The following is a 21005-nucleotide window of genomic DNA, read 5'->3' on the forward strand; positions in this document are numbered from 1 at the left end:
CATCGGTCAACTGCTAGCATTTAACGTGATGAATGCTAATTTTAATATATTGATTACTACAATCATTAGTTTTGTCGATGAAATTGCCAGAATTCAAACTGCAACAGAACGGATTAATGAGGTAATTGAAAGTACCCCAGAAGACCAAAACGAAGAGAAAAAACCTTGGGCAGTAATCCTTGATAATACTGATATTATTTGTACTAATATCAACTTTCACCACACAGGTAGGGCAGACTTATTACAAGACTTTTCCCTAACTATTCCAGGAGGTAAAGTCACAGCATTGATTGGTAAATCTGGCTGTGGGAAAAGTACTTTAGCTAAACTGATGGCTGGGTTATATCCCTTGCAATCAGGTAATATTCGTTTTGGCATTTATAACCAGAAAGATTTATCTTTGGAATGCAGGCGACAACAGGTAGTATTAGTCCCCCAAGAAGCCCACTTCTGGAGTCGCTCAATTTTAGAGAACTTTCACTTTAGCTATCCTCATGCTACATTTGAACAAATTGTTCGGGCTTGCCAAATTGCGGGTGCTGACGAATTCATCTGTGAATTACCGGATAATTATCAAACTGTATTGGGCGAATTTGGTGTAAATATTTCCGGTGGACAAAAGCAGAGATTAGCCTTAGCTAGAGCAATGGTTATAGACCCACCAATACTAATTTTAGACGAATCCACTAGTGCATTAGATCCAGTATTAGAAGCCCAAGTGTTAGATAAACTTTTGCATTCTCGGCAAGGCAAAACTACAATTATAATTAGCCACCGTCCTCGAGTTATCCGGCGTGCAGATTTTATTGTCTTATTAGATAAAGGGCAGTTAAAAATGCAAGGTGTTTTAGAAGAAATGCAAGTTATATCTGGAGAACACCTGGATTTTTTAACACCTTAAATAAGGGATGCACTTGCAAGTGCTGTATCAACGAATTTACAAAAAAAAGGGAACAGGGAAGAGGGAACTCTTAACTGATAAGAAACTAAAGTTTCAGAGTAGAATGGCACTAAGAAAAGCTGAAACACTTGTGGTTTAAGCAGTTTGCAATTGCTTTCGTAATTCGTGCCGAGGTTTCGTCATTAAAGGGTAAGCTTTCGGGCGGCGTTTACGGACTCGTGGTTCACTTCTGCCAGGGCGTAGTTTACCGCCGCAGGCATCGCTCACAGCTTTGTGAGCAATAACTTTAAGAGGATGTTTGAAAAGTCATCTAACGTATGTTTGACTACTCTGGCTATGCTAGAAGTTGAACGAGATAATGGGGGTTCTGGAATTCGCGTTCGCTTCTGTGAGTTGCATTTAAGGCTCAATCTGACACTTTTCAAACAACCTCTAAGTCCCACTATTTGGTTGAACTTATACAATCTTTGAGATTAAACCAGTTGAATATCTAAATTAGTTTGAAAACCAATAGGCTTATTTTCTAGAATGGCAAATCTAGATTCTTGGAAGAACAGAGAACCATTTAGGGGATCATAACTGAAGTCGCTAATGGAAATAGCACCAAAACCTGCTTGAGAAATCTGGATTTTGTCACCTTCAACAGCTTTGAAATCTTTGATAATATCAACACCCTCTAATACATTGGTAAAAACAAATTTATCTGCACCTAGTCCCCCAGTGAGAGTATCTGTACCTAACCCACCAGCAAGTGTATCGTTCCCGCTCTTACCAGAAAGTGTATCGTTTCCGCCATTGCCAAATAATACATTATTTTGCCTATCTCCAACAATGGTGTCACTTTGATTTGTACCTTTAACATTATCAAAGTTTATAAATTTGAATTCAACTGTGCCTATGTTAGGAACATTATTAATTACAAAACTTTGACTTTCAAGGTTAACGTTAACTGATGCATCTCCAACTAAAAAGGGTGCTGAAGGAGCAATTGAGGCATCGATAGTGTTATTTGCAACGCTAGCATCAACAACAAGATTTTCAAAATTACCAAGTAAATCTCTACCTAGTCCACCACCTTTTTGAAGAGTTCCATCAATGAAAATGGTAGAGCTTACACCTATTTTGCTGTAATCAGCCGTATCAGTACCATCTCCACCATTTAAGGTATCGTTGCCTGCACTGCCTCTAATAATGTCATTGCCGCCGCTACCAGATAATTCATTATCAGCAGCATCACCAGTAATAGTGTCTTTTTGATTTGTACCAATTACATTCACAAAATTTTTCACACTGACTATTATTGGTGGTGAACCGACAACTCTTATTTCTAGTCTTTCTTTGGATAAATCAGCTACTATCGATACATTTGTACTGTCAGTAGTTGCATCAATAATATTAGTCTGTCCTCTAGCACCAATAACAGTTTCAAAGAAATCTCTAAACGTATCAGTTCCAATTACGCCTTTTTGAATCACCACTGGTTGAAGTGTTACAGGTTGTTCTAAGTCACTGTAATCAATGGTATCCCTACCATCTCCACCAGTAATCGTATCATCCCCTGCACTAGCGATAATTCTGTCATCCCCAGCAGTTCCGATCAAAATATCGTCCCCATCAGTACCTATAATTGTTGCCATAATCTTGCTTTACCTGTTTTTGAGTAACTGCTGTATACTAGCTTACTATCTGCTGTATTTTCTTGAAAAAATGTTGCAGAATATAGCTATTAACTAAGATTTCCCCGCAGACATTCTGGTCTTGGAGCGACCACAACGTATGCAGAAACTCAAGGTTGCAGCGAATTCAGGGCAGAATTCGGGGTTTGATTTCTTGCAAGAGTGTTGGAATGATGATCCCGCGAAAGCAGATTGTGATCAAGAAATTGCTGGCGAAGTTTCCGCAGTGGGGGATTGCTTGTGTGGATGGGGTGTTGGTTGTTTGGGAAAGGTAAAAATCACACTGCCTCAGGATAGCGTGTAGCTAAAGCAATTGCTGCTTGACCTTTTTGAATTCAAAATTCAAAATAAAGAAGAAATAAAATTACGATCATACTTGTGACTTAAAGGAAATGTTTGCCGCAATGGCAAGCTTTTACTTTAATTTGATTGTGGCTTCTTGATACTTTAAACAGTATCTAGTAGTCTATGAGACAAAAATTGCTGTAACTCTGATAAAAATCTCAATAATTAAGTATAATTATTTACAATATGGTCAATGAACAAGCGGCAAAATTTTAGTTTTATTCTGAACAAGCGGCAGAATTTTACTTTAAATAGTGGAGAAAACTCACTGTCTCCCTCGATGGCGATCGCAACCGAAATAGTTCAGTTTTAACTAAAATGTTGCCATGAGTTCAAAATCTAGGTAAAAGCTTGCCGTTTGTTCTGAACACTTTTTCAGTAAATATGCTTGGTTTAAGGAAGTTTGATAATAATTCCAGCCATTTTTACCCTATAAACCAACAGGCTACTGTCTAAAGTATGAGATTACCGGAGTGAAATTAAAGTAAAAGCTTGCCGTTGCGGCAAACAATTCCTTTAAGTCACATGCTTTGGCTCTGATTGCGCCCAGTTAAGAGCTTCAGTCTCCGAAATTCCAAGTTCGGTCGCTGTGGGCAGGTTGGGAGTCACTACTACCCTTGTATGAGAGGACTTTCACCTCTATCTCAGGTTTAGTTATGAGGTTTTCAAGGTTCTGTTCCTTGGCGTTCTCACCCTAAGTTATGTATTGGCTTAGGAACGAGTCACACATGCGTTTGCCCTGCACTAACCGACGACCAGTTTTATGAACTTTGTCAACTAAACCGTGATTTTCGCATTGAACGTAATGCTGCTGGAGAATTAGTAATTATGCCCCTACTAGTTCCGAAACCGATCAACATAACTTATTTACCTGAAAATTGCTGTAAAGTAATTTCAATTGCTAAACTTTTCGTGGTTTAGGATATAGCCAAAAGCTAAACAAACGGCTAACTCTAGGCATAACAATATATGTCAACAGCAAAACCATAGTAATCGTAACAATCAACGAAATAATCAAGGGTGGTAAACCACGAAGTAGGGGAACTATAAACGTACTCAACAAATTAATTAACACATATACGGCTCCCCAAGTTAGCAATGCTATTTTGTAGCGCGGTGGAGTTTTCAGTGGTTGACCAGGAAGAGAAAACCAAGCTTCTAATCCACAGATTTGTTGAACATAAGGATCGGATTCAACCAAATGCTTACCTTGATTCAGCCAATATTCGCGATCGCGCGATGTCATCCACACCTTTAAATTTTCATAACCGTCAAACCGGAAGATGATCACATATTCATTTCGCACTCCAAGTTGGGGACGAATTACATTTGTTCCCAGATGACCTATATAGGTTCTAGCAACTCTGGTAATATCTTTCAACCAAGCTTCGTAAGCGCTTTCGCATCCTGGTTTGACAAGTTGTGTAATGACCACGGTTACAAATTGCTCGTCCTGTTCCATCTCCATTAGTTATGTCACCATCAAGTTAATAGTTATAAGTTTTTGTAACCGTAGCATGGTTGAGTCATTCTCAAGTTAAGGAATACCCAGTTTTTCCAACTTCAAGTCGAACAACATTAGCAGGAACAACCCCTGTGGGTGGGGGTAAAAACATTCCACCATTAGTTACAACATAAATTGCAGTGCGTTCACCCTCACTTTGACCAAAAGCCACTGCTGTGCTACCAATTACACCTGACTCGGCTTGAGCAATGATAGTAGTAGTGCGATCGGGCGCAATTCGTATCACACTGTTGTAAATGTGCGTTGCTCCATAAAGGTTGCCTTCTACATCAAAGGCAAAGTCATCAATATTGGTCTGCTCAACAAAAATTTCCGGCTCACCTGGTTTATTAGTACTATCAATAGGAATCCGCAACAGCAACATTTTTTCCGTATTTGAAACGTAGAGGAAATCACCAAAACGCTTCAAGCCATTAGCAGCAGGAAACACGCTCTCCGAATTGCTACGAGCAAGCATTGGATGTTCTAGCCAAATTGATCCACTGGGTTGAGCAACATCAATCAGCCAGATTGCACCACGATAGGAATCTGCTGTCAAATACTGAGTGCCAGAAAGTGGAGTGATGCCATTGAGAAATATTGCGTCTGGCAGTGTCAGCAACGTTTCCACCGTGCCATCACTTTTAACTAGAGAAACGACGGGTATAGAATCACCATTCCAGCCTGTTGCCACCAGATCGCCGTTGGTAGTGAAAGCAAGACCACTTACTTTGCCTTCAACAGTGGCATGAATTTGCTGATTGCCATCTGGGGTAATGCTAACAATCTCGCCGACCTCATGATTACTTACAAAAATTGTGCCATCTGATGCGTAGGCGTAGCCCGCCGCAGGTATCGCTAGATTTTCCAAAAACGTATTGACCGGGAACGAGGTGATAATTTTATCAGGTGCTAATTCAATCGGCTTATCTGCGTAAATAGACGGTAAATCTGCGGAATTTCCCATATTAACCTACCATTGTAATTGAATGGGGCCACCAAACTTTCGCATCTCTGCAAAAAACAGTCCTTGCAGTTAAAGCAGGTGAAGTAGCCACAAAGCGATTATGACCACCAATTTACCTGTAGCCACAGAGATTATACCAGTGGTTTTGCAATTGCAACCTGCGATGTCTACGACGGGCTACGCCTACGCACTAACCGAAGATCAGTTTTATGAGTTTTGTCAGCTAAACAGTGATTTTCGCATCGAACGTAATGCTGCTGGAGAATTAGTCATTATGCCCCCTACTGGTTCCGAAACTGATGAACGCAACTTTAACTTAGTTGGGCAGTTGTGGCTATGGACAAAGCAAGATGGTACAGGTGTAGGGTTTGGTTCCAGTGGTGGATTTACTTTGCCGAACGGTGCGGTGCGTTCTCCAGATGCAGCGTGGATAAAACGCGATCGCTGTCTTTGTAAACTTCATGATCTCGAAAAAGCTCCATAATCAAACTTCGAGTAAAAGCACAGTAAATCATATTCCCTCGCGCCTCATACAAACCAAAAGCTTTAAATAAATCTTTTTTAGCGCCCTCAATATTGCCCAGATGGAATCTGACTAATTTCTCCTTGTATTTCTAATTCTTGGCTTTTATTTTTCGCTAAAATTTTATCTATCTGGCTATTCGCATCCTCAAAAGTTTGCAATATCTGTGGAGTTACTTTATTAGTCTGCACTTTGCCAGATTGCAAGTTTAAAATTACCTCTCCATCTTTCTGCGAAATAGTTAAATCCCTTTGCTGAGTATTGAAAGCCAAGTCATAAATCTTTCCTTGGACTTGAGTCCCATTTCCATCAGACTTACCCCAGACCATGCCAATCCTTTGAGCAATTTGAGTCAACCGACTAATTCCTTCAAGCTCAGATGTATCTTTATTCATTACTGCCAACCCTGACTCTGATAATTGCTCACCAGCTTTAAACCCATTTGCCACTTCCACAATGCGTTTTTTGTAATTCTCCGACTTCCCTAACTTATCTGCGGCATTGTACCAATTTCTCAAGTCATCAATAGTAACTGTCGGGGGCTTCTCTACACCTAGAGGTTCGGTTTTTACACTATTAGTAATATCTGGTGTGTAAGAGCTAGTCGTCAATGACGGCTTTGTAGCTTGATTAGTAGTAGGTGCAGTTTGAGTACTTTGTTGAGATGAGTGTAGTGGCGGTTGTTCTGGAGATTTCAATAATTGCGATCGCGTGGCCAAAGATTTAATTTTTTGTTGATATTCAGTACTTGATTCAATCACAGCACCAAATTTCTTGGTCATGTTCTCCAAAGTTTTGGGGGGAATTGAACTGCTGACTAAGTGAAATACTGCTAAACCTTTTTTGGTTTCCCTGATAACATCTTCTATTGGTACTTGCTGATATTCAACATTTTGATTCTTTAACCATAAGGTTACAGATTCGACTTTGTGATTGTCAACTGCCAAGCCCATAACTCCAAGTTTTTTGTTTGATTGGGTAGAAAATAGGAATGTGGTACGTTCTTTAATTTTTTGCAGTATCGGCGCAGTAGTATCAATCATATACAGTTGTTGAGGGTTAAATGATTGAGTGCAAAAAACATAAAATTCCTTCGTCCATTTCTGGGGATATTCAACAGTATTAGGGTCAATTTGAGCGCAAATAACAGAGAAATTACTTTGAATAATAGCGGGGGCTGGGGTAAGTTGTCCGGTTTTGAGTAGTCCAAGCTGTCTGAGCGCGTCTTTGTCTTTTTTGAAGTGCAATACTCCCAGGGGTTCACCATTCAAAAATACAGCATCTCTAGTTTTAGAAGCTGAGGTTTCGATAGTCAGTTTTCGGTAATCTTGATCATTGAATGTCTGACCAGAAAAATCATAAAAGTTAATTTTATTAATTTTGAGGAGATTCCCATTAGGAGACTCACCCAGCACAAAAGCTTGATCTCCAGTTTCAGAGATAGACGTGAGCTTTAACTTTAGAGGATTACCATTTTTGAGATAATCAATTTGTTTCAACTGTTGGACAGAATCACTGTCTAACTCACCCAGAGTTTTGCCATCAAGTTTGATTTTCACTGTTTTGTCAGTCACCGGCACAGTGCCAAATTCTAAGTTTACGGGTTCGTCGTTAAAAACAAGTCCTGCATAAGAGAAGTTCTTGAGTTCACGGATAGTAATTTCAACCGGCTCGTTTCCTGGTAGTCCAATAGTTGCTGATGCTGTGGCAGGTTCTACCCCAACCATACAAGAGAGCGCTTTCGTTCCAATGGGAAGCTGTGCGGTTCTGGTTTCGAGCATGGCGAATTCCTTATATTCGCCGTCACTATCCTGGACAAACATTAGTCTGGAAACGTGGCGCTCATGCCCAACTGGGTGGTGAGAAGCTCTAATTTCTATCGGGTGTTTTTCGGTGGGATTCCAGTCTCGACCCAAAAATTGATTCGCTTCATTATTCAGTGTGACTAACTTCGGTTCAGTAAATTGCAATTTATCTAAGCGAGAAATAATCTCATTGGGGAAAGCAGCGAAGGCAAAATTAGAGACTTTTTTAGCGTAAGCCTGGGGGTTTGCGTTTTCTTTTCTTGCAACTTCAAGTTCATCCTGACGGGATGCACAGATATTCCAAGCGGCGGCGGCGGATGCAAGTTTTTCTGACTCTGGGATTTTCGCGTAAAATGCTTCTGCTGCATCATTTGCCAAGGCAAAGAGTAGTTTAGTTTGGCTTCTAGTAAGTTCTGGTTTTAGTTCTAATAGTTTAGCTCCCTGCATGGCCATCCCCGCCTTGAGGTTGTGGTCAGTCACAGATTGTTGGCTAACTGTTCCAAGATGACGGTATGCAGGTTTTCCATCCGAACCTTTCTCACCATCTATCTGTGCAACTGCTAATAATCGGTGAGGGCGTTCAAAACTTCTGAATTTCTCTCTTATTTCATCTAAGCGAATGTTCAACGTCTGGGCTTTCCAGATTAAGGGGTGTCCGTAACGGGTGAGATTGGTGATTTCTAGTTTCGCCCCCTGTGGAGTTTGGATAATTGCAGATGGCCCTTTCTCAGTTTCACGCCGTTGGGACATCCGAACCGCAGCGTTGAATTTCTGATCGAACTCGTACTTCGCGGCGATCGCTGCAAATTTTTGCTGTGGTGTAAATTCTACTCCTTTGAACAAGTCTTTAAACTGAACGATGGGGCGCGATTCTAACTGTGATTCTTGGAAATATTTATTGGTTTGGCTAATCAATAATTCTACTGGTGAGTAGCCCTTTGGTGTTATCCCCGTGTTTAAATAAACTGAACGCGACTTTTTATCTTTAATATAATTAACATCACGATATAAGTAGCGACTATTTTCCCTGATTTTATCCATCTCAGGTTTTTTAGCACTTTTGAATAAATCAACCGCTATTTGGTTTTGATAACATCCTTCTTCAATCATGCTCCGGTACATTTGACGGTTAATGTCCATTGCTTTCTGGATCATTTCGGGAGTTCTTTGAGAATGAGCAATTTCAACAACCCCTTGCATATAAGGCTTGTATTCTTCTCGAATTAACTTTGGATCTTTCTGGCGTTCTTGCTCAAACAGGGTTTCGTAATGGTTAGAAACTTGGTCTAGATAATTTGATTTCTGCTCAAAAGTACCGTAAGTCTTTAGTACCTCAATTTCTGATTCTAATGCTTCCAGTGCTGTCACTTGATTGTTGATTATGCCCACGCTGATGCTATCGCTCATGTGGATAGCAATTTTTTCAAATGGGGGCTGGGTTCCATCTTCCAAATAAAATGATTGCTTTTTGAGCTTAACTGTGGGCGAATAGGCGTTTTGAGGAAGATTTCTTCGCTCTGCCTCTGCTGTCAGATTGGGATATAAGCTAGCTCTTGCTACACCAATGCAATCACCATCGTAGTCTCGTGCTTGGCGTTCTGATTCGGTTTCTGCTGGGTCGATAAAATCAACATCAACCAAGAGTGCTTCTAACTCTGTAATTCTGGCTTGTATGCGCTTGTGGTCTTCGTCATTGACTACAATTATGCCTTCTAAAACCTTCCCATCTGGCGCGATTTGGTCTTCAACGTGCTTGTTGGTAGACACACACAATCCGTTAGAATTCAGAAAAGGAGAGCGAAAGTTAAGAACTTTTTCTCCAAGCTTCAGCCAAGGGACACAAATTTCACCATTTTTGAGTTCCTTGGATGGAATAATCATCCCTCGGTCAAAAGTAAGCGTTTTCCCAACAGCAATATCTCGCCACTCACTTTGTACAAACCGACTTAATTCCTGTTTGACCTTCTCAGTTTCTAATAACTGCTGATGCCCTAGTAAATCGGCTTTAATGAGTTTGTACATGAACAAATCATCTTTAGCGGAGTCATCATCCAAGTCCTGATCTGCATTTAAGTCATCATTTCTCTCTAAGTTTTTAACATCTATTTCTTGATTGATGACTTCTCGTGTTTTTAATTTATTTTGGCTCAATGATTCTTTACGCTTTTCATATCTTTCACAATAGTAAGCAGCAACAATTCTTGGGTCATCTTGAATAGAGGCTAGTTTTTCAGCTTGTACCTCTAGTTCCTCGACAAAATCTTTAATTCCTTGGGGGAAAGATGCCAGCAGTTGGGAGATAGACATCTGACCTTGCTGAGATTGCCCTTTTTCAGCTAACCAAATATTTTGCTGATATAATCCTGGCTTAATCTGCGGTTTAGTGGGGCCTTTGGGTCTATCTTTGTCTGTTCCCTTAAAACTGCTTACGGGGAGAATTATGTCTATTTCTGGTTTGTTATTTGGATCTGCATATTTGATTTCGTCTAACCTGTATGGTCGCAATGTTCCTTTGCCAAAACGGTATTTAGTAGTATCCTCTCCAACTCCATCCACCCAACCAAATCGATGCTGAATTACACGATAGCTTTTATCTGCTTGGGATTCTCTTAAGGTTACTTTGTCATAAAGTTGTGTTGAAATCTGCCCATAACAGTCACCAACTAATTTATATGCCAAATCATTCGATAATATCCCTCCATTTTCACCAGCCTTTTCAGTAGAATCATCTACTACCAGAATGCTTAAATTTTCGTGAATCGCATTTTTACAAGCCCCAAGGAAGATTGAACCATAAGCCCCACGGTCTTTACTATCTGGACAAATTTTTTGAATCGTTTCTAAACATTCTTTATCTCCATAAAGTAAGCGAGTCTTAGAAGATAGCAATAAAATCTGTCCATCTGGATGATTCTTTAACTCTTCAGCAGTACTGTATTCATCTGAGTGTCCAAACGAGAATTCTTTGCCAGGAAAGTAAAATTCTAATAAGGTATTACTGAGCTTTTCAGTTAAAATTGATTGAGAACCAGTTTTGTTATCGTCTGTATATATCCACTGATTTAAACGAGGATCAAAATGTTTCAATTCCAAAGTCATAAATGCTAAGTAAATTGATGAAATTTAATCAATTTCTGAGGAGATTTATATGTCAAGGATTAAGCGTTGGATAAATATGCACAAGAAAGAGTTCCATCCAGATGGCAGCTTGAAAAATGAAGCTCGACAAGAAATGTTATCTGTGGGAATGAGTAACGAGGCAATTGATGATTATGCCTCTAGGCTAAAAGCAAGATACGACGAGTGGAAGCACCTGGATGAGATTGATCCAGAACCGTGGCCAATCTACACAGCCTACGATTTCTTTACTGAACAAGAAAAAAAGGAATTTAACCCAGATGGTTCTCTCAGACCTGAATATGTAGAGTACGCTCAGAAAATTGGTATCAGTGAAAGTGCCCTCGAACAGCTTGAGTGGCGCAAGAAAATAGAAGTCGAGAATTATGATGCTGTGTCTGCTGATTACGCAGAACAAGGTATTAACTTTGGTGAGCAGAAAATGAATGCTCGGATTGGCGCTAGCAGAACATACGTCCAACGTCGGCAGCAGATGGAGCAAGACTTGCGTAACTTTGAGCCGGAAGACAGTTTGCCTTTCGACAAGGACACAGTATATTAGGCGGGAGCGATGCCGAGTGAGTGACAATATAAGCTGAAAGCATTATCAAACAACGCTCTCAGCTTTTTAGTGGCATTCTTTTACATCTGCAATTGCTCCCCTTGCACTGAGCATAGCCTCTCCAAGAGTTGTATTGCGACTGGGCGAAAAAGCAGATTGTTTGGTTAATTGGCTTGCCGTTCTATTGCTGGAGGGATTACCCCAGGCGTAAGCACAACTGATTTGTTGGAAGCGGCGGCAAGGAACGCAAACATTCCTAAAATAGCAAAGGACGTAATAATCACTTGCTGTACGGATGCAAAGACCGACTTTTCTTTCTCCTTTTGGACAGCAATGCGATTGAGCTTCTGTTGATATATGGAGAAGTACAGATAATTCAAAACTTGTTCGCATAAGGCAGGGTCTTCTCCTTTTTGGACTTTTTGGCACAGGAGAATTTCTAGATGCTCTTGGCGACGATCGCTTGTAGATAAATCGCGCTCGTCCCACAGTTTTACTTGGGTTGCATCTAAAGGTCTATCAATACCTAATAAAGTCATAAATATGTCCTCATTTAATTGTTGGGTTAGTTGAGGGAACAGGTGCAATTGATAAGTCAATTACACCCTAGTGTGCTTTTTGAAAAATGGAACTTATACCTAACTTAAGAAGTTTAGATATGCTTTCTAAAAAGAACTAGCAACTTGAGTACTGAAAAAATCAAAACTCAGGTTGCTAGTAAAGTTTGAGGATATATGCTATATTTCCCAGTCCAAATCTTCAGTTGGAGATGGAGATAAAACCTGTGCCTTGAGTGGTGGCTGGGGTGTATCCGGCTGCAATGGGTTCGTCCCATCCTGAAATAAAACAGTCGCCAGAGTCCGCCCATCTGAGTCAATGTCACTTGCTAGGAAATACTCTAAAACCTGCGGTGACGCACCATCAATTGCTGCTTGTGCTAGTAGAGATTTGATGAATTGGGGAGATGCTTCACCCTGAGCTAGTACCTTCAAGGTTTGCTCGGCATCTTGGATGGTCATTTTCGAGATATCTCTAACTCCAACTTCTTCCCAGACATCGCCAAAATACTGTCGATATTGCTGATTAAAGTCTTGCTCTTGGGCAAATCGTGATAATTCTTGTACCTGCAAATGTGTCGTCTCTAACATATCAATTGACCAAGGTTAATGAACAGGAGTCAGGAGCCAGGAGCCAGAATTCAGAAGAAGGTTAAGCGAGTGGCGGATAAATAAACGGCGTTTAAGACACCCACTAAATCAGAGATTCGGTGGTGCAATAATCAAGCGGTGGGTCTGAATCCCCCACTCATTAATTCTGATTCCTGAATTCTGACTTCTGAATTCTTCTTTAATTGTTCACGTTTATTGCTGCCCACCGTTGATAATGCCATCGTTGCCGCCTTCATTAGCCTGTAGTACCTCTAACTCCAGTTCAGTTTTATTTTTGGGCAAAACCTTGTTAACACACAGTACAATTCCGTTATTTCTTTGAAAGAATTTTTCTGGCTGGGTGGTGAGTGAATCAAATAGTTGTTTGTACGTTGAGGTTTTAGGATTAGGTTCGCGGATATTTGGTTCTAGGGGTAGGTCGGAGGGAAAACTATCTACATAGGCGGTAGCAATAATGCAGTTAGAATTTGCATTGATGTACTGGTCTATTTTCAAAGTCCAATTCTTGGGCATATTCTTGTTCTTGTATAGGTCAACATACTTAACAAACACTTCCCTTTGGTGGGCCGTTGTCCGTTGAGTGCATCCATCAAGGTTGATTTCCTACCACCACTCACCCCAGCAATCACAATAAACTCGTTAGGTAAGAACGACAGCTAGATTTCATTGAGTAACGTTGTCGAGGCGAGTATGGGGTAGCTATTTTTCAATTGCAAGCCTTGGGGTTAGAAGAACTTGCTAGTTAAATATCCATTTTTAGCCCTCATCTCGGCTACCGACAAAGGAGAAGGTGGCTGAACATAATAATCAGGGACTAAAGGTTTATCTTGGCGGTCATATTTGAAATTAAAATCCAGCATTTTGATATGGCTAATGTGAGATCCCCAAACATCACATACTCTATCTCCTAATCCCATTGTGTCTAGATATTTAGGAAGCTCCATCCCACCATTCCAGCAAATGGGAATGCCAACATTTTCAAAATGTTGGGTTAGCTCGTGACGTACAAAAGTTGCTGTTCCCCCACAAATTAGCACCTCATCCATAACAGCTATACCTTTTACCCATCGTAATAAGGCACGGGTGTATTCTTCACGAACTAGGGGTAATATCTTCTCGAATAAATCTACATCCAATTGTATTTGCTCTGGTTTATTTTTCCGTGATAATCGACGTAATGAGTCAAAATCCCCATCTCTGGCTTCTACTATTGCTTTAACTAAGCGTGAATCTTCTTTGGACAAACCTACCGCAGTTCTTTCAACAAACTGACTCACAAGCCAATTCATCCCTAAATCCGTTGATTCCGCTTTTGATGAATTGCCTTTCATTGAGAGGGTAAAACTAGCATTCCTATACCCCAACATCAACATTCCTATATTTTTTTGGAAATAGTTGACATTGACATTACGGCTGCGATACGTCAATAGTCCAGCCCCTTCTAGTGCCGCATTAAAACTTCTGATTTTACATTTGAACTTCCCTGTTGGTGTTTTGACACCTGTTTTTAATCTCTGTGTTAATTGTTTACCCAAATGATTGGCATGAGCTATTTCTCCTGGTGGCAACAATATTTGTAAATAAATCCCCAAATCAACTTTTCCCCCCAATCCCAACCGTCGAATTGCCAACCACATCAATGCTGTTATCTTCGGTAGTGCATAACTGTATTTCAAGTCCTTGATTGCTGATGTCCCAGCAAACATACTTTTCGATAATGCGCCTAAAACATAATATTCTTCACCAATACCTATCCATACTGTATTGTCTTGTACCGAGGATTGGCTTGATAAAAACTCTATTGAACCATAGCCCACATCTGCTATCTCTGGTTCCATCGTTATTACTATTGGCACTCCGTCTGGGTATACCTGTGCTATCGCCTTGGTTGTACTTGCCCCTAAATCCAACGTGAGGACAACTTTTGTGGACTCGGCAGAGTCCGAAATGCTCTTTCTATTCATGTTTTATTCCTTGTTTTCGTCCCGTTATTACTTTCTCTATCTCAAAAGGCAACAAAATTTGTATCTGGATCAAGCCCAGCTTAAAAACATGATTGCGAATCAGGCGATGTCTACGACTTGGCTTGCGCCTACGCTCTAACAAGTAGTGGGGGTTTAAGTCAAGAGCTTCTATCAAGCAGCGTGTTTTGATGCCTAAGCTAAATCTCCATCACAAAACGTAATTGCGAATTGCGAATTGCGTTAGCGGAGCGGGGCGTTAGCCCATTGCGAATTGTTTTAACCGTTCCAGCCCAACATCTGATTAGCCTGTTTTACCTCTTCTGGAATTTCCATTTGCATCCATTCTTCATCTTCATCCGCGTTTAACTGTCCTGTTTGTGACATTTTTCCTAAGATGGATGCGTTCTCGGATGATGTTGTCACTGTTATTTGAGGCTTAATTAATGAATTAATTGCTACTGGGTCATTCTCTATTCCACAAATCCGCCGTATACAGCTTATTTGTGCTTCTAACTCTCCAATTGCCCAAATACCATTCTGCCTTAGCCTTTCATCCCTGACCCCTGATGACAATAATGCTAAAGGTAGCCAGTGCTTCTTGAGCGTAGCCATGACCAATTCTGAGAAATCTTCCTCTAACGCTAGTGGCGTAGATTTTAGATAGCTGATTATCTTTCCATCTATAGTCTCGGCTACCCTTCTAATGGAAATTATTTCCTGTTTTATTTCATTCATGCTTATTCCCAAAAATTCCAATTACTGGAGTCAAACATTTTTAGGTAAAGCAGTTCCATTTTTTACTTAAGCACATTTAAAAGGTTAAACCTTTCTCGTCTCATTTTAAAACAAATATTTTTTATTTTTCATTTGCTGTTGATTAAAATTAATTTTGCAATCATTGAATCTTTAGATGTCTTCATATCTAAATTCTTGGCGAAATTCCCGATTTTTCACCCTAAGTCCGCAACCTTTGCCTACGACACGCTACACGAACATCAAGATTGGGGATGGTGAAACGCTCTTTGAGTTTAAGTTCCTCAAGAAAGCCTTACTACCCCGCTCACCCCACACCCTAAACCTCACGCTTTACACCGTCTACCCTTTCAACATACTCTGAAAAGTCAGGTGAATTTATCTTCTATGCTTAAATCTACTAAGGCACACAATTTAGGAGACTTTCTCAGTGCTGAAAAAGTATCTCTGAATACTTTACTCAACTGGTAGCTGTTGGGTAGCTCTACAGGTGATAAACAGCTACCTGTTATGACACAAAAAAATCAGTTTGTTATAGTTTCATGACTTCCCAACTGGTAGCTGTTGGGTAGCTCTACAGCTACCAGTCTTGCATCAGATTTTGAGAAATAAAATAGGGTTTAAGCCTTACCATTACTGCTTTTGAGCTACTTTTTTACTCCATTTTTATTCTCAATAAATTCAAAATTATTGAGAATGCGCACTACAATCTTGTTGCAATTGCACTTCAAAAAAACAGTTTTTTTCTGTTTGTGCTACGAAACACTACTAAAAATTACAATTTAGCGCTGATTAACTTTGAGTGGCTACTGAAAAATTCCGTTATCAACCATTTTATTCTTGAGTTATCTCTGGAAAAATCCGTGAGCAGTTAGTTTACTCTTGAGTAATCTCGAAAAATTCTGTAAGCAGCCCATTAATTCTCATTAATCAAGACTTATTGACATGTAAACAGCCCGAAAGCCTTGCTATTGCGTGGTTTTTTAGTCCAAAACCTAGAAAATAGAATATTTTCTACTTAGGGTGGTATTGTGCTAAAAGCGACTATATTACTAAGGTAATCTTGGGGATAGCGGGAGAATTGCCTGTGAAATGCTGTAGGGCGGCTTAGAATAGTCGTACTTACTACGGTTATTTTCCCATTTTCGCATTTGAGCGATTTGGCTTTAAAAAAGCGTGAAATCGAGAAAAAATAGCAATAATTTGAGTAATATTTGTTTCTCAGTCAGTCAGCCCAAAAACTTGTATTTCCAATTTTTAGCGTCAAGAAAAAATGGCATACGCGATCGCGCGATTAAAAAAATTAAAGCGGGGTAATATATCAGGGAGTGCATCTCACACCGCACGAGAAAGAGAAACCCCTAATGCAGATCCCACTCAAAAAAATATTCGGTTCATCGGTAGTCTCAACCCAGAGGAACGACTAGAGGATTTAGTCTTAGCCAAGATAGGGGACTCGGAGCAGAAGCGGAAGATTCGCACTGATGCGGTGTACTGCGTGGAGTTACTGTTGAGTGCATCGCCCAGTTATTTCCGTCCCAACTGCCCCACTCAAGCCGGTTACTATGAACCACAAAAGCTGGATGAATGGCTAGAAGCGACTCATCAGTGGTTAGCGGATGAATATGGATCTCGCATTGTCCGCGCCGAATTACATTTAGATGAAGCCACACCTCATATTCACGCTTATTTTGTGCCTTTGGATGATGAGGGACAGCTACGGTGCAATCATTTCTTTGATGGACGGCACAAAATTCATGAGTTTCAGGATTCGTACTACAACACGATGCGGCTAATTGGGCTAGAGCGAGGTATCAAGGGAAGCAAAGCCCAGCACCAGGACATCAAGGACTTTTACCGCATTGTGGAGGAGGGGCGCGACTTAGAAGTTGATGAGCTAAGTGCAGCGCAATTGAAGGCCAAGGCTGCCGACCGAGACAGGGCGAATCAGCGTAAGCAAGAGATGGAAGCTACAGCCAAAGCTCTAGCTCTTGAAAATGAACAGTTACGGCGGCGGATAGAGCAATTGGAGCAAGATAATCAATCAATAAAAAAGCTTACCGAGTGGTCAACTGATTTAGCTTTGGATGATGTTGCTTGGGAGTTGGGACTGTGGCGTAAAGGGAATGAATGGGTAGGAGGAAACCACATCATTAATATAGATGCCTCTCAATTTACTGACTTTGGCAATGGTTCTTCGTTAGGGGGTAATAGTGCTATTGATTTAGTCAAGCACGTTAATCAATGCAACCAAACCCAAGCGATCGCATGGATCGGGGAGCGATTTGGTGAAGCTGGGGCCCAACGTGCAGCGATCGCTCATGCTCAAAAAGTTGCGGCTCTTATTATCCAAACTCAACCAGCACCCCAATTTACGCTACCCGTTGAGGATAAAGCTAACTGGTCAGGCGTTGAACATTACCTCAAACAGAAACGAGGCATACCTTCTGATTGCGTACAAATGTTACATAACCAGGGGCTAGTTTATGCCGACTCAAAAGCAAATGTTGTGTTTGTGATGCGGGATCTCGACGGAAAGACCAAAGGAGCATTTTTAGAAGGTACAACCAATACATTCTCTGGTTATGAATTAGGTACAGTTCGCCGTGATAGCTGGTTTTACTTTACTTTAGGGAAAAAGCCTAGTGATAAAGCTAGCACTGCTGTACTGTCTGACTCTCCCATTGATGCCATTTCAGTAGCCATGCTCGAATATCTCTTTAAAGGAATACCAGAAAACAGAACAGTTTACATGGCAGTAGACGACACTTCAAATTTACCTGTTGAAAGATTACGTAATGTGACTCATGTACAGGTAGCTTTTAGTCAACTAACTGTGGCACGGGCTATTAAAGAACTATTGCCACACTCGACTCAACTCAAGTGCGAAAGTAGGGATTGGAATACGCAGTTAGTCAATTTCTCTCATCAATTGCAACAACGTTATTCACAACAAAATCACGAGGAATTAGAGCTATAGTTGCAAAAAAGTCAAGCTACTCTAGTACCGATTTTTTCAGTACCAAAGTAGCTAGTAAAGAGTTTTAGCTATCAATAATATTGGTGTGAAATTTAGTTAAAATCCTGATGAGTAATGAGTTAACAAAGCAAATATTCTCTCTAATCAAACTTAACAATAAGCTGATAGCTGTCGAGTCTCCATTACAAGAAAGACTCAAACTTTTGACAAATCTCGCCAGTGAATGCCAGCAATACAACATTAACTGTTACCTGTGGACACTGGAAGATGATGCGCTACACCAGTTATCCAGTAATGAGGGATTAACTTTACAAAGTGTTGACCAGTATCAAGCGATCGCTAAAAGCAGACGCGAACATTACTTTGAGATTCTCCGATTTTGGAAAACTACCGATTTACAAGGGATTCTCATACTAGAAGGTATATTCCCCTGGCTGGGCGAAGCTACCACTGCCCCAGATTTCTTTCTGACTTCCGAGTGGATTAAGTCAGCCCTCATTAACCTGAAGCTGTACAATCACTCTTGCAACAAAACAGCGATTCTCTTAGGGTCAAATGCCACTGTGTCATCTGACATTGCCCCCGAAGTTCCCACCATTGTGCAACAACTGCCAGCTATAGAGGAAATAAGCAGTTATTTAGCCCAAGTATTACCGGATTACAGTCACAGCGATATTCATGCAACGGCGAACGCCTCAATAGGCATGTACTTGGCAGACATTGACTATGGAATCAGACAGGCAAGCGCTCCTGGTGAAATTAAACCGGATGAGTTAGTGTCTCAACTGTCCGCTTACAAAATTGACCTATTTAAACGGATTTATAACATTCAGTTCCTTCAACCTCCAAGCACACCCATTGGTGGTTTAGAACTGATCCAGCAAGCGTTTAAAACTTATAAGCGCCTTCTATCCTCATTGGCTAAAGCTTACAATCTTCGTTTACCCAAGGGGATTTTACTAATCGGCCCACCGGGAACAGGAAAATCTTACTCGGCTAAAGCAAGTTCTGCACAATTGGGGCTACCTCTGATTATTTTGGAGTGGGGTAGTTTCCGCAGTTACGGTAATTTGGCTGAATATAAGCTCAAGAATTTACTCGCACTGGTAGACCGAATTAACCGTGTAATCCTGTATTTGGACGACTTCGACAAAGGATTTGCTGGGGATGATGATTTATCCAAACGCCTAGCTGGTATGCTTTTGACCTGGATGCAAGAACGTACTAGTGAGGTTTTAATTATCGCTTCGGCTAACAATATTCAATGGCTACCACCAGAGCTAACCAGAAGCGGACGCTTCGATGAGATTTTCAAGGTGGATCTCCCAAATTACGGCGAACGGCACGAAATATTCAAGATTCACTTAGCCCGTTTCGATCCTCGTTTTCGTAACAAGGGCGATGGGTACAGCGAAGAAGAATGGAAAAGGTTACTCAAAGCTACACAGCGATGTGTGGGGGCGGAGATTCAAGCCATTGTAGAACGTGCGGCCATCTCTACTTTCTGTGAAATGTTTGGTGATGATGTTGCACCAGCTAGCGAACTGCCATCACTTGAGATTACATTATCGGCATTGCTGGCTGCAAGGCAGAGTATGAATCCTCTGGCCATCCGCGAAGCTGACCGAGTTGAAAGTATGCGTAACATTGCGGCTTTGCATGGCCTTCCATCTAGCCCGATTGATTCATCTATATATAGTCTCGGCAATGTTGATATTTTTGGATAATTATGCAAATTCTGAAAATTCCTAACGAGAAAGATTTATACGCTGCTGCTTTCAAGTTACTGAACATACTAGGCCCTGTTGCTGGCGTATCAATTATCGTTGGCACTGTGGCGCTCAGTTACGTCCAAACTCGTCCCCAGGACTTACCAGTTACGCACATTCTCACTCACAGCGATCGCACATTTAAGTTGGAAGTTGCTTCTACACCAGAGCAATTAGAGAAAGGGCTGAAATTTCGAGCATCCTTAAACGGCGATGGCGGGATGTTATTCAACCTGGGAGGAGAAATTTACAACGTGCCTTTCTGGATGTACAAGGTAAATTTTCCATTAGACATCTTTTATATCAAGGATAATGTGGTGACAACTGCGGTTTACAATGCCAAACCGTGCTACAAAACCCCTTGTCCCATTTACAAGGGGAAAGTTGCCAATCAAGTGCTAGAGCTAGTAAAAGGCGCTGCCAATATCAAGGTTGGCGATCGGCTTAACATTCAACCGTTATCAGTTTTGCCTAAGAATAATATTGGTATTTATAGCGGCAATTCTTTGAAAATCAAAAATAATCGCTAGTAATTGTATAACGTATTTTTGAAAAATCAAGAAACTATAGTACTGAAAAAAACAGTACCTAAATAGCTTCATGTGTTGAATCAAATATGGCAATCTATTTATGGGAAGAGTATGGACATATTGGGAATTTGATCATCCTTTGGGTAGCACGGTGCGAGTAATCTCTACCCCATTAGGGCTAGAGATATTTACCGAAGATGTGTTCAACGTCGTTGCAGCAGAATTAAATAACGAAAAAATAGTACTGATGAATATTCACAGTCAAGAACGTTATGTAGTTATTGAAGAAGAGGTAGTAAAAATAAAAACTTTAAATTTTACAGCCATCAATAGCTTGAAGACGATTGTCAAAGCGGACTTGATTAATAAATTTTTGCATTGGGTCAGAACTACAATCCGACCAATATTTCAAAGACAGTATCTGTAAAAAATAATAAACA

15 protein-coding genes and 2 pseudogenes are annotated in these 21005 nt (G+C 40.6%); 7 read left to right on the forward strand and 10 right to left on the reverse strand.

Translation table 11 applies throughout. From position 1 onward, the window contains the following. A partial coding sequence (locus IQ276_RS38910; protein ID WP_235116511.1) for an ATP-binding cassette domain-containing protein occupies positions 1–901 on the forward strand: 901 nt, incomplete at its 5' end. A 135-nt stretch (positions 902–1036) separates the two neighbouring features. Here the strand turns inward: IQ276_RS38910 and IQ276_RS40560 are convergent. From IQ276_RS40560 to IQ276_RS38930, 4 genes are all read right to left on the reverse strand, one after another. Then, entirely contained in the window at positions 1037–1168 is a 132-nt protein-coding gene (locus IQ276_RS40560; RefSeq protein ID WP_255264461.1) for a hypothetical protein, read from the reverse strand. A 206-nt stretch (positions 1169–1374) separates the two neighbouring features. Next, positions 1375–2538, reverse strand: a complete 1164-nt coding sequence (locus IQ276_RS38915) for a calcium-binding protein (RefSeq protein ID WP_190884862.1) — start codon at positions 2536–2538, stop codon at positions 1375–1377. 1285 nt (positions 2539–3823) lie between these two features. Beyond that, on the reverse strand, positions 3824–4384 hold the full coding sequence (locus IQ276_RS38925; RefSeq protein WP_190884797.1) for a putative antibiotic biosynthesis monooxygenase: 561 nt from the start codon (positions 4382–4384) through the stop codon (positions 3824–3826). A 70-nt stretch (positions 4385–4454) separates the two neighbouring features. Further along, complete coding sequence (locus IQ276_RS38930) at positions 4455–5393, reverse strand: SMP-30/gluconolactonase/LRE family protein (protein ID WP_193912674.1); 939 nt, start codon at positions 5391–5393, stop codon at positions 4455–4457. A 100-nt stretch (positions 5394–5493) separates the two neighbouring features. Here IQ276_RS38930 and IQ276_RS38935 point away from each other — a divergent pair. Further along, positions 5494–5838, forward strand: a pseudogene (locus IQ276_RS38935) (Uma2 family endonuclease); the annotation flags it as partial. Positions 5839–5963: 125 nt separating this feature from the next. On the opposite strand, the gene IQ276_RS38940 reads toward IQ276_RS38935, so the two are convergent. Next, positions 5964–10820, reverse strand: coding sequence for a hypothetical protein (locus IQ276_RS38940; protein ID WP_193912675.1), 4857 nt, complete (start codon positions 10818–10820; stop codon positions 5964–5966). Between the two features lie 49 nt (positions 10821–10869). Here IQ276_RS38940 and IQ276_RS38945 point away from each other — a divergent pair, with 49 nt between their 5' ends. Continuing rightward, positions 10870–11400, forward strand: coding sequence for a hypothetical protein (locus tag IQ276_RS38945; protein WP_228042739.1), 531 nt, complete (start codon positions 10870–10872; stop codon positions 11398–11400). Positions 11401–11564: 164 nt separating this feature from the next. Here IQ276_RS38945 and IQ276_RS38950 read toward each other — a convergent pair whose 3' ends face one another. From IQ276_RS38950 to IQ276_RS38970, 5 genes and pseudogenes are all read right to left on the reverse strand, one after another. Next, entirely contained in the window at positions 11565–11939 is a 375-nt protein-coding gene (locus IQ276_RS38950; RefSeq protein ID WP_190881040.1) for a hypothetical protein, read from the reverse strand. Between the two features lie 198 nt (positions 11940–12137). Then, positions 12138–12548: a hypothetical protein gene (locus IQ276_RS38955; RefSeq protein ID WP_193912676.1), complete on the reverse strand. Its 411-nt coding sequence runs from the start codon at positions 12546–12548 to the stop codon at positions 12138–12140. A 222-nt stretch (positions 12549–12770) separates the two neighbouring features. Continuing rightward, positions 12771–13082: pseudogene (locus IQ276_RS38960) on the reverse strand (AIPR family protein); the annotation flags it as partial. Positions 13083–13294: 212 nt separating this feature from the next. Then, a complete protein-coding gene (locus tag IQ276_RS38965; RefSeq protein ID WP_193912678.1) occupies positions 13295–14533 on the reverse strand; it encodes a ParM/StbA family protein in 1239 nt (412 codons plus the stop codon). 276 nt (positions 14534–14809) lie between these two features. After that, the gene (locus tag IQ276_RS38970) at positions 14810–15268 is read right to left on the reverse strand and encodes a hypothetical protein (RefSeq protein ID WP_190881036.1); all 459 of its coding nucleotides are present in this window, start codon (positions 15266–15268) and stop codon (positions 14810–14812) included. Between the two features lie 1291 nt (positions 15269–16559). On the opposite strand from IQ276_RS38970, the gene mobV reads away from it, so the two are divergent. The 4 genes from mobV to IQ276_RS38990 all read left to right on the forward strand — a co-directional run bounded on the left by mobV (position 16560) and on the right by IQ276_RS38990 (position 20992). Further along, the gene (gene mobV / locus IQ276_RS38975; protein WP_193912679.1) at positions 16560–18266 is read left to right on the forward strand and encodes a MobV family relaxase; all 1707 of its coding nucleotides are present in this window, start codon (positions 16560–16562) and stop codon (positions 18264–18266) included. A gap of 107 nt (positions 18267–18373) precedes the next feature. Continuing rightward, a complete protein-coding gene (locus IQ276_RS38980) occupies positions 18374–19993 on the forward strand; it encodes an AAA family ATPase (RefSeq protein ID WP_190881034.1) in 1620 nt (539 codons plus the stop codon). Between the two features lie 2 nt (positions 19994–19995). Beyond that, complete coding sequence (locus tag IQ276_RS38985) at positions 19996–20565, forward strand: DUF192 domain-containing protein (RefSeq protein WP_190881033.1); 570 nt, start codon at positions 19996–19998, stop codon at positions 20563–20565. 100 nt (positions 20566–20665) lie between these two features. After that, positions 20666–20992, forward strand: coding sequence for a hypothetical protein (locus tag IQ276_RS38990; RefSeq protein WP_193912680.1), 327 nt, complete (start codon positions 20666–20668; stop codon positions 20990–20992). Positions 20993–21005: the final 13 nt, after the last annotated feature.

The organism is Desmonostoc muscorum LEGE 12446, assembly GCF_015207005.2.
In the GTDB taxonomy this organism is placed as follows: Bacteria; Cyanobacteriota; Cyanobacteriia; order Cyanobacteriales; family Nostocaceae; genus Nostoc; species Nostoc muscorum.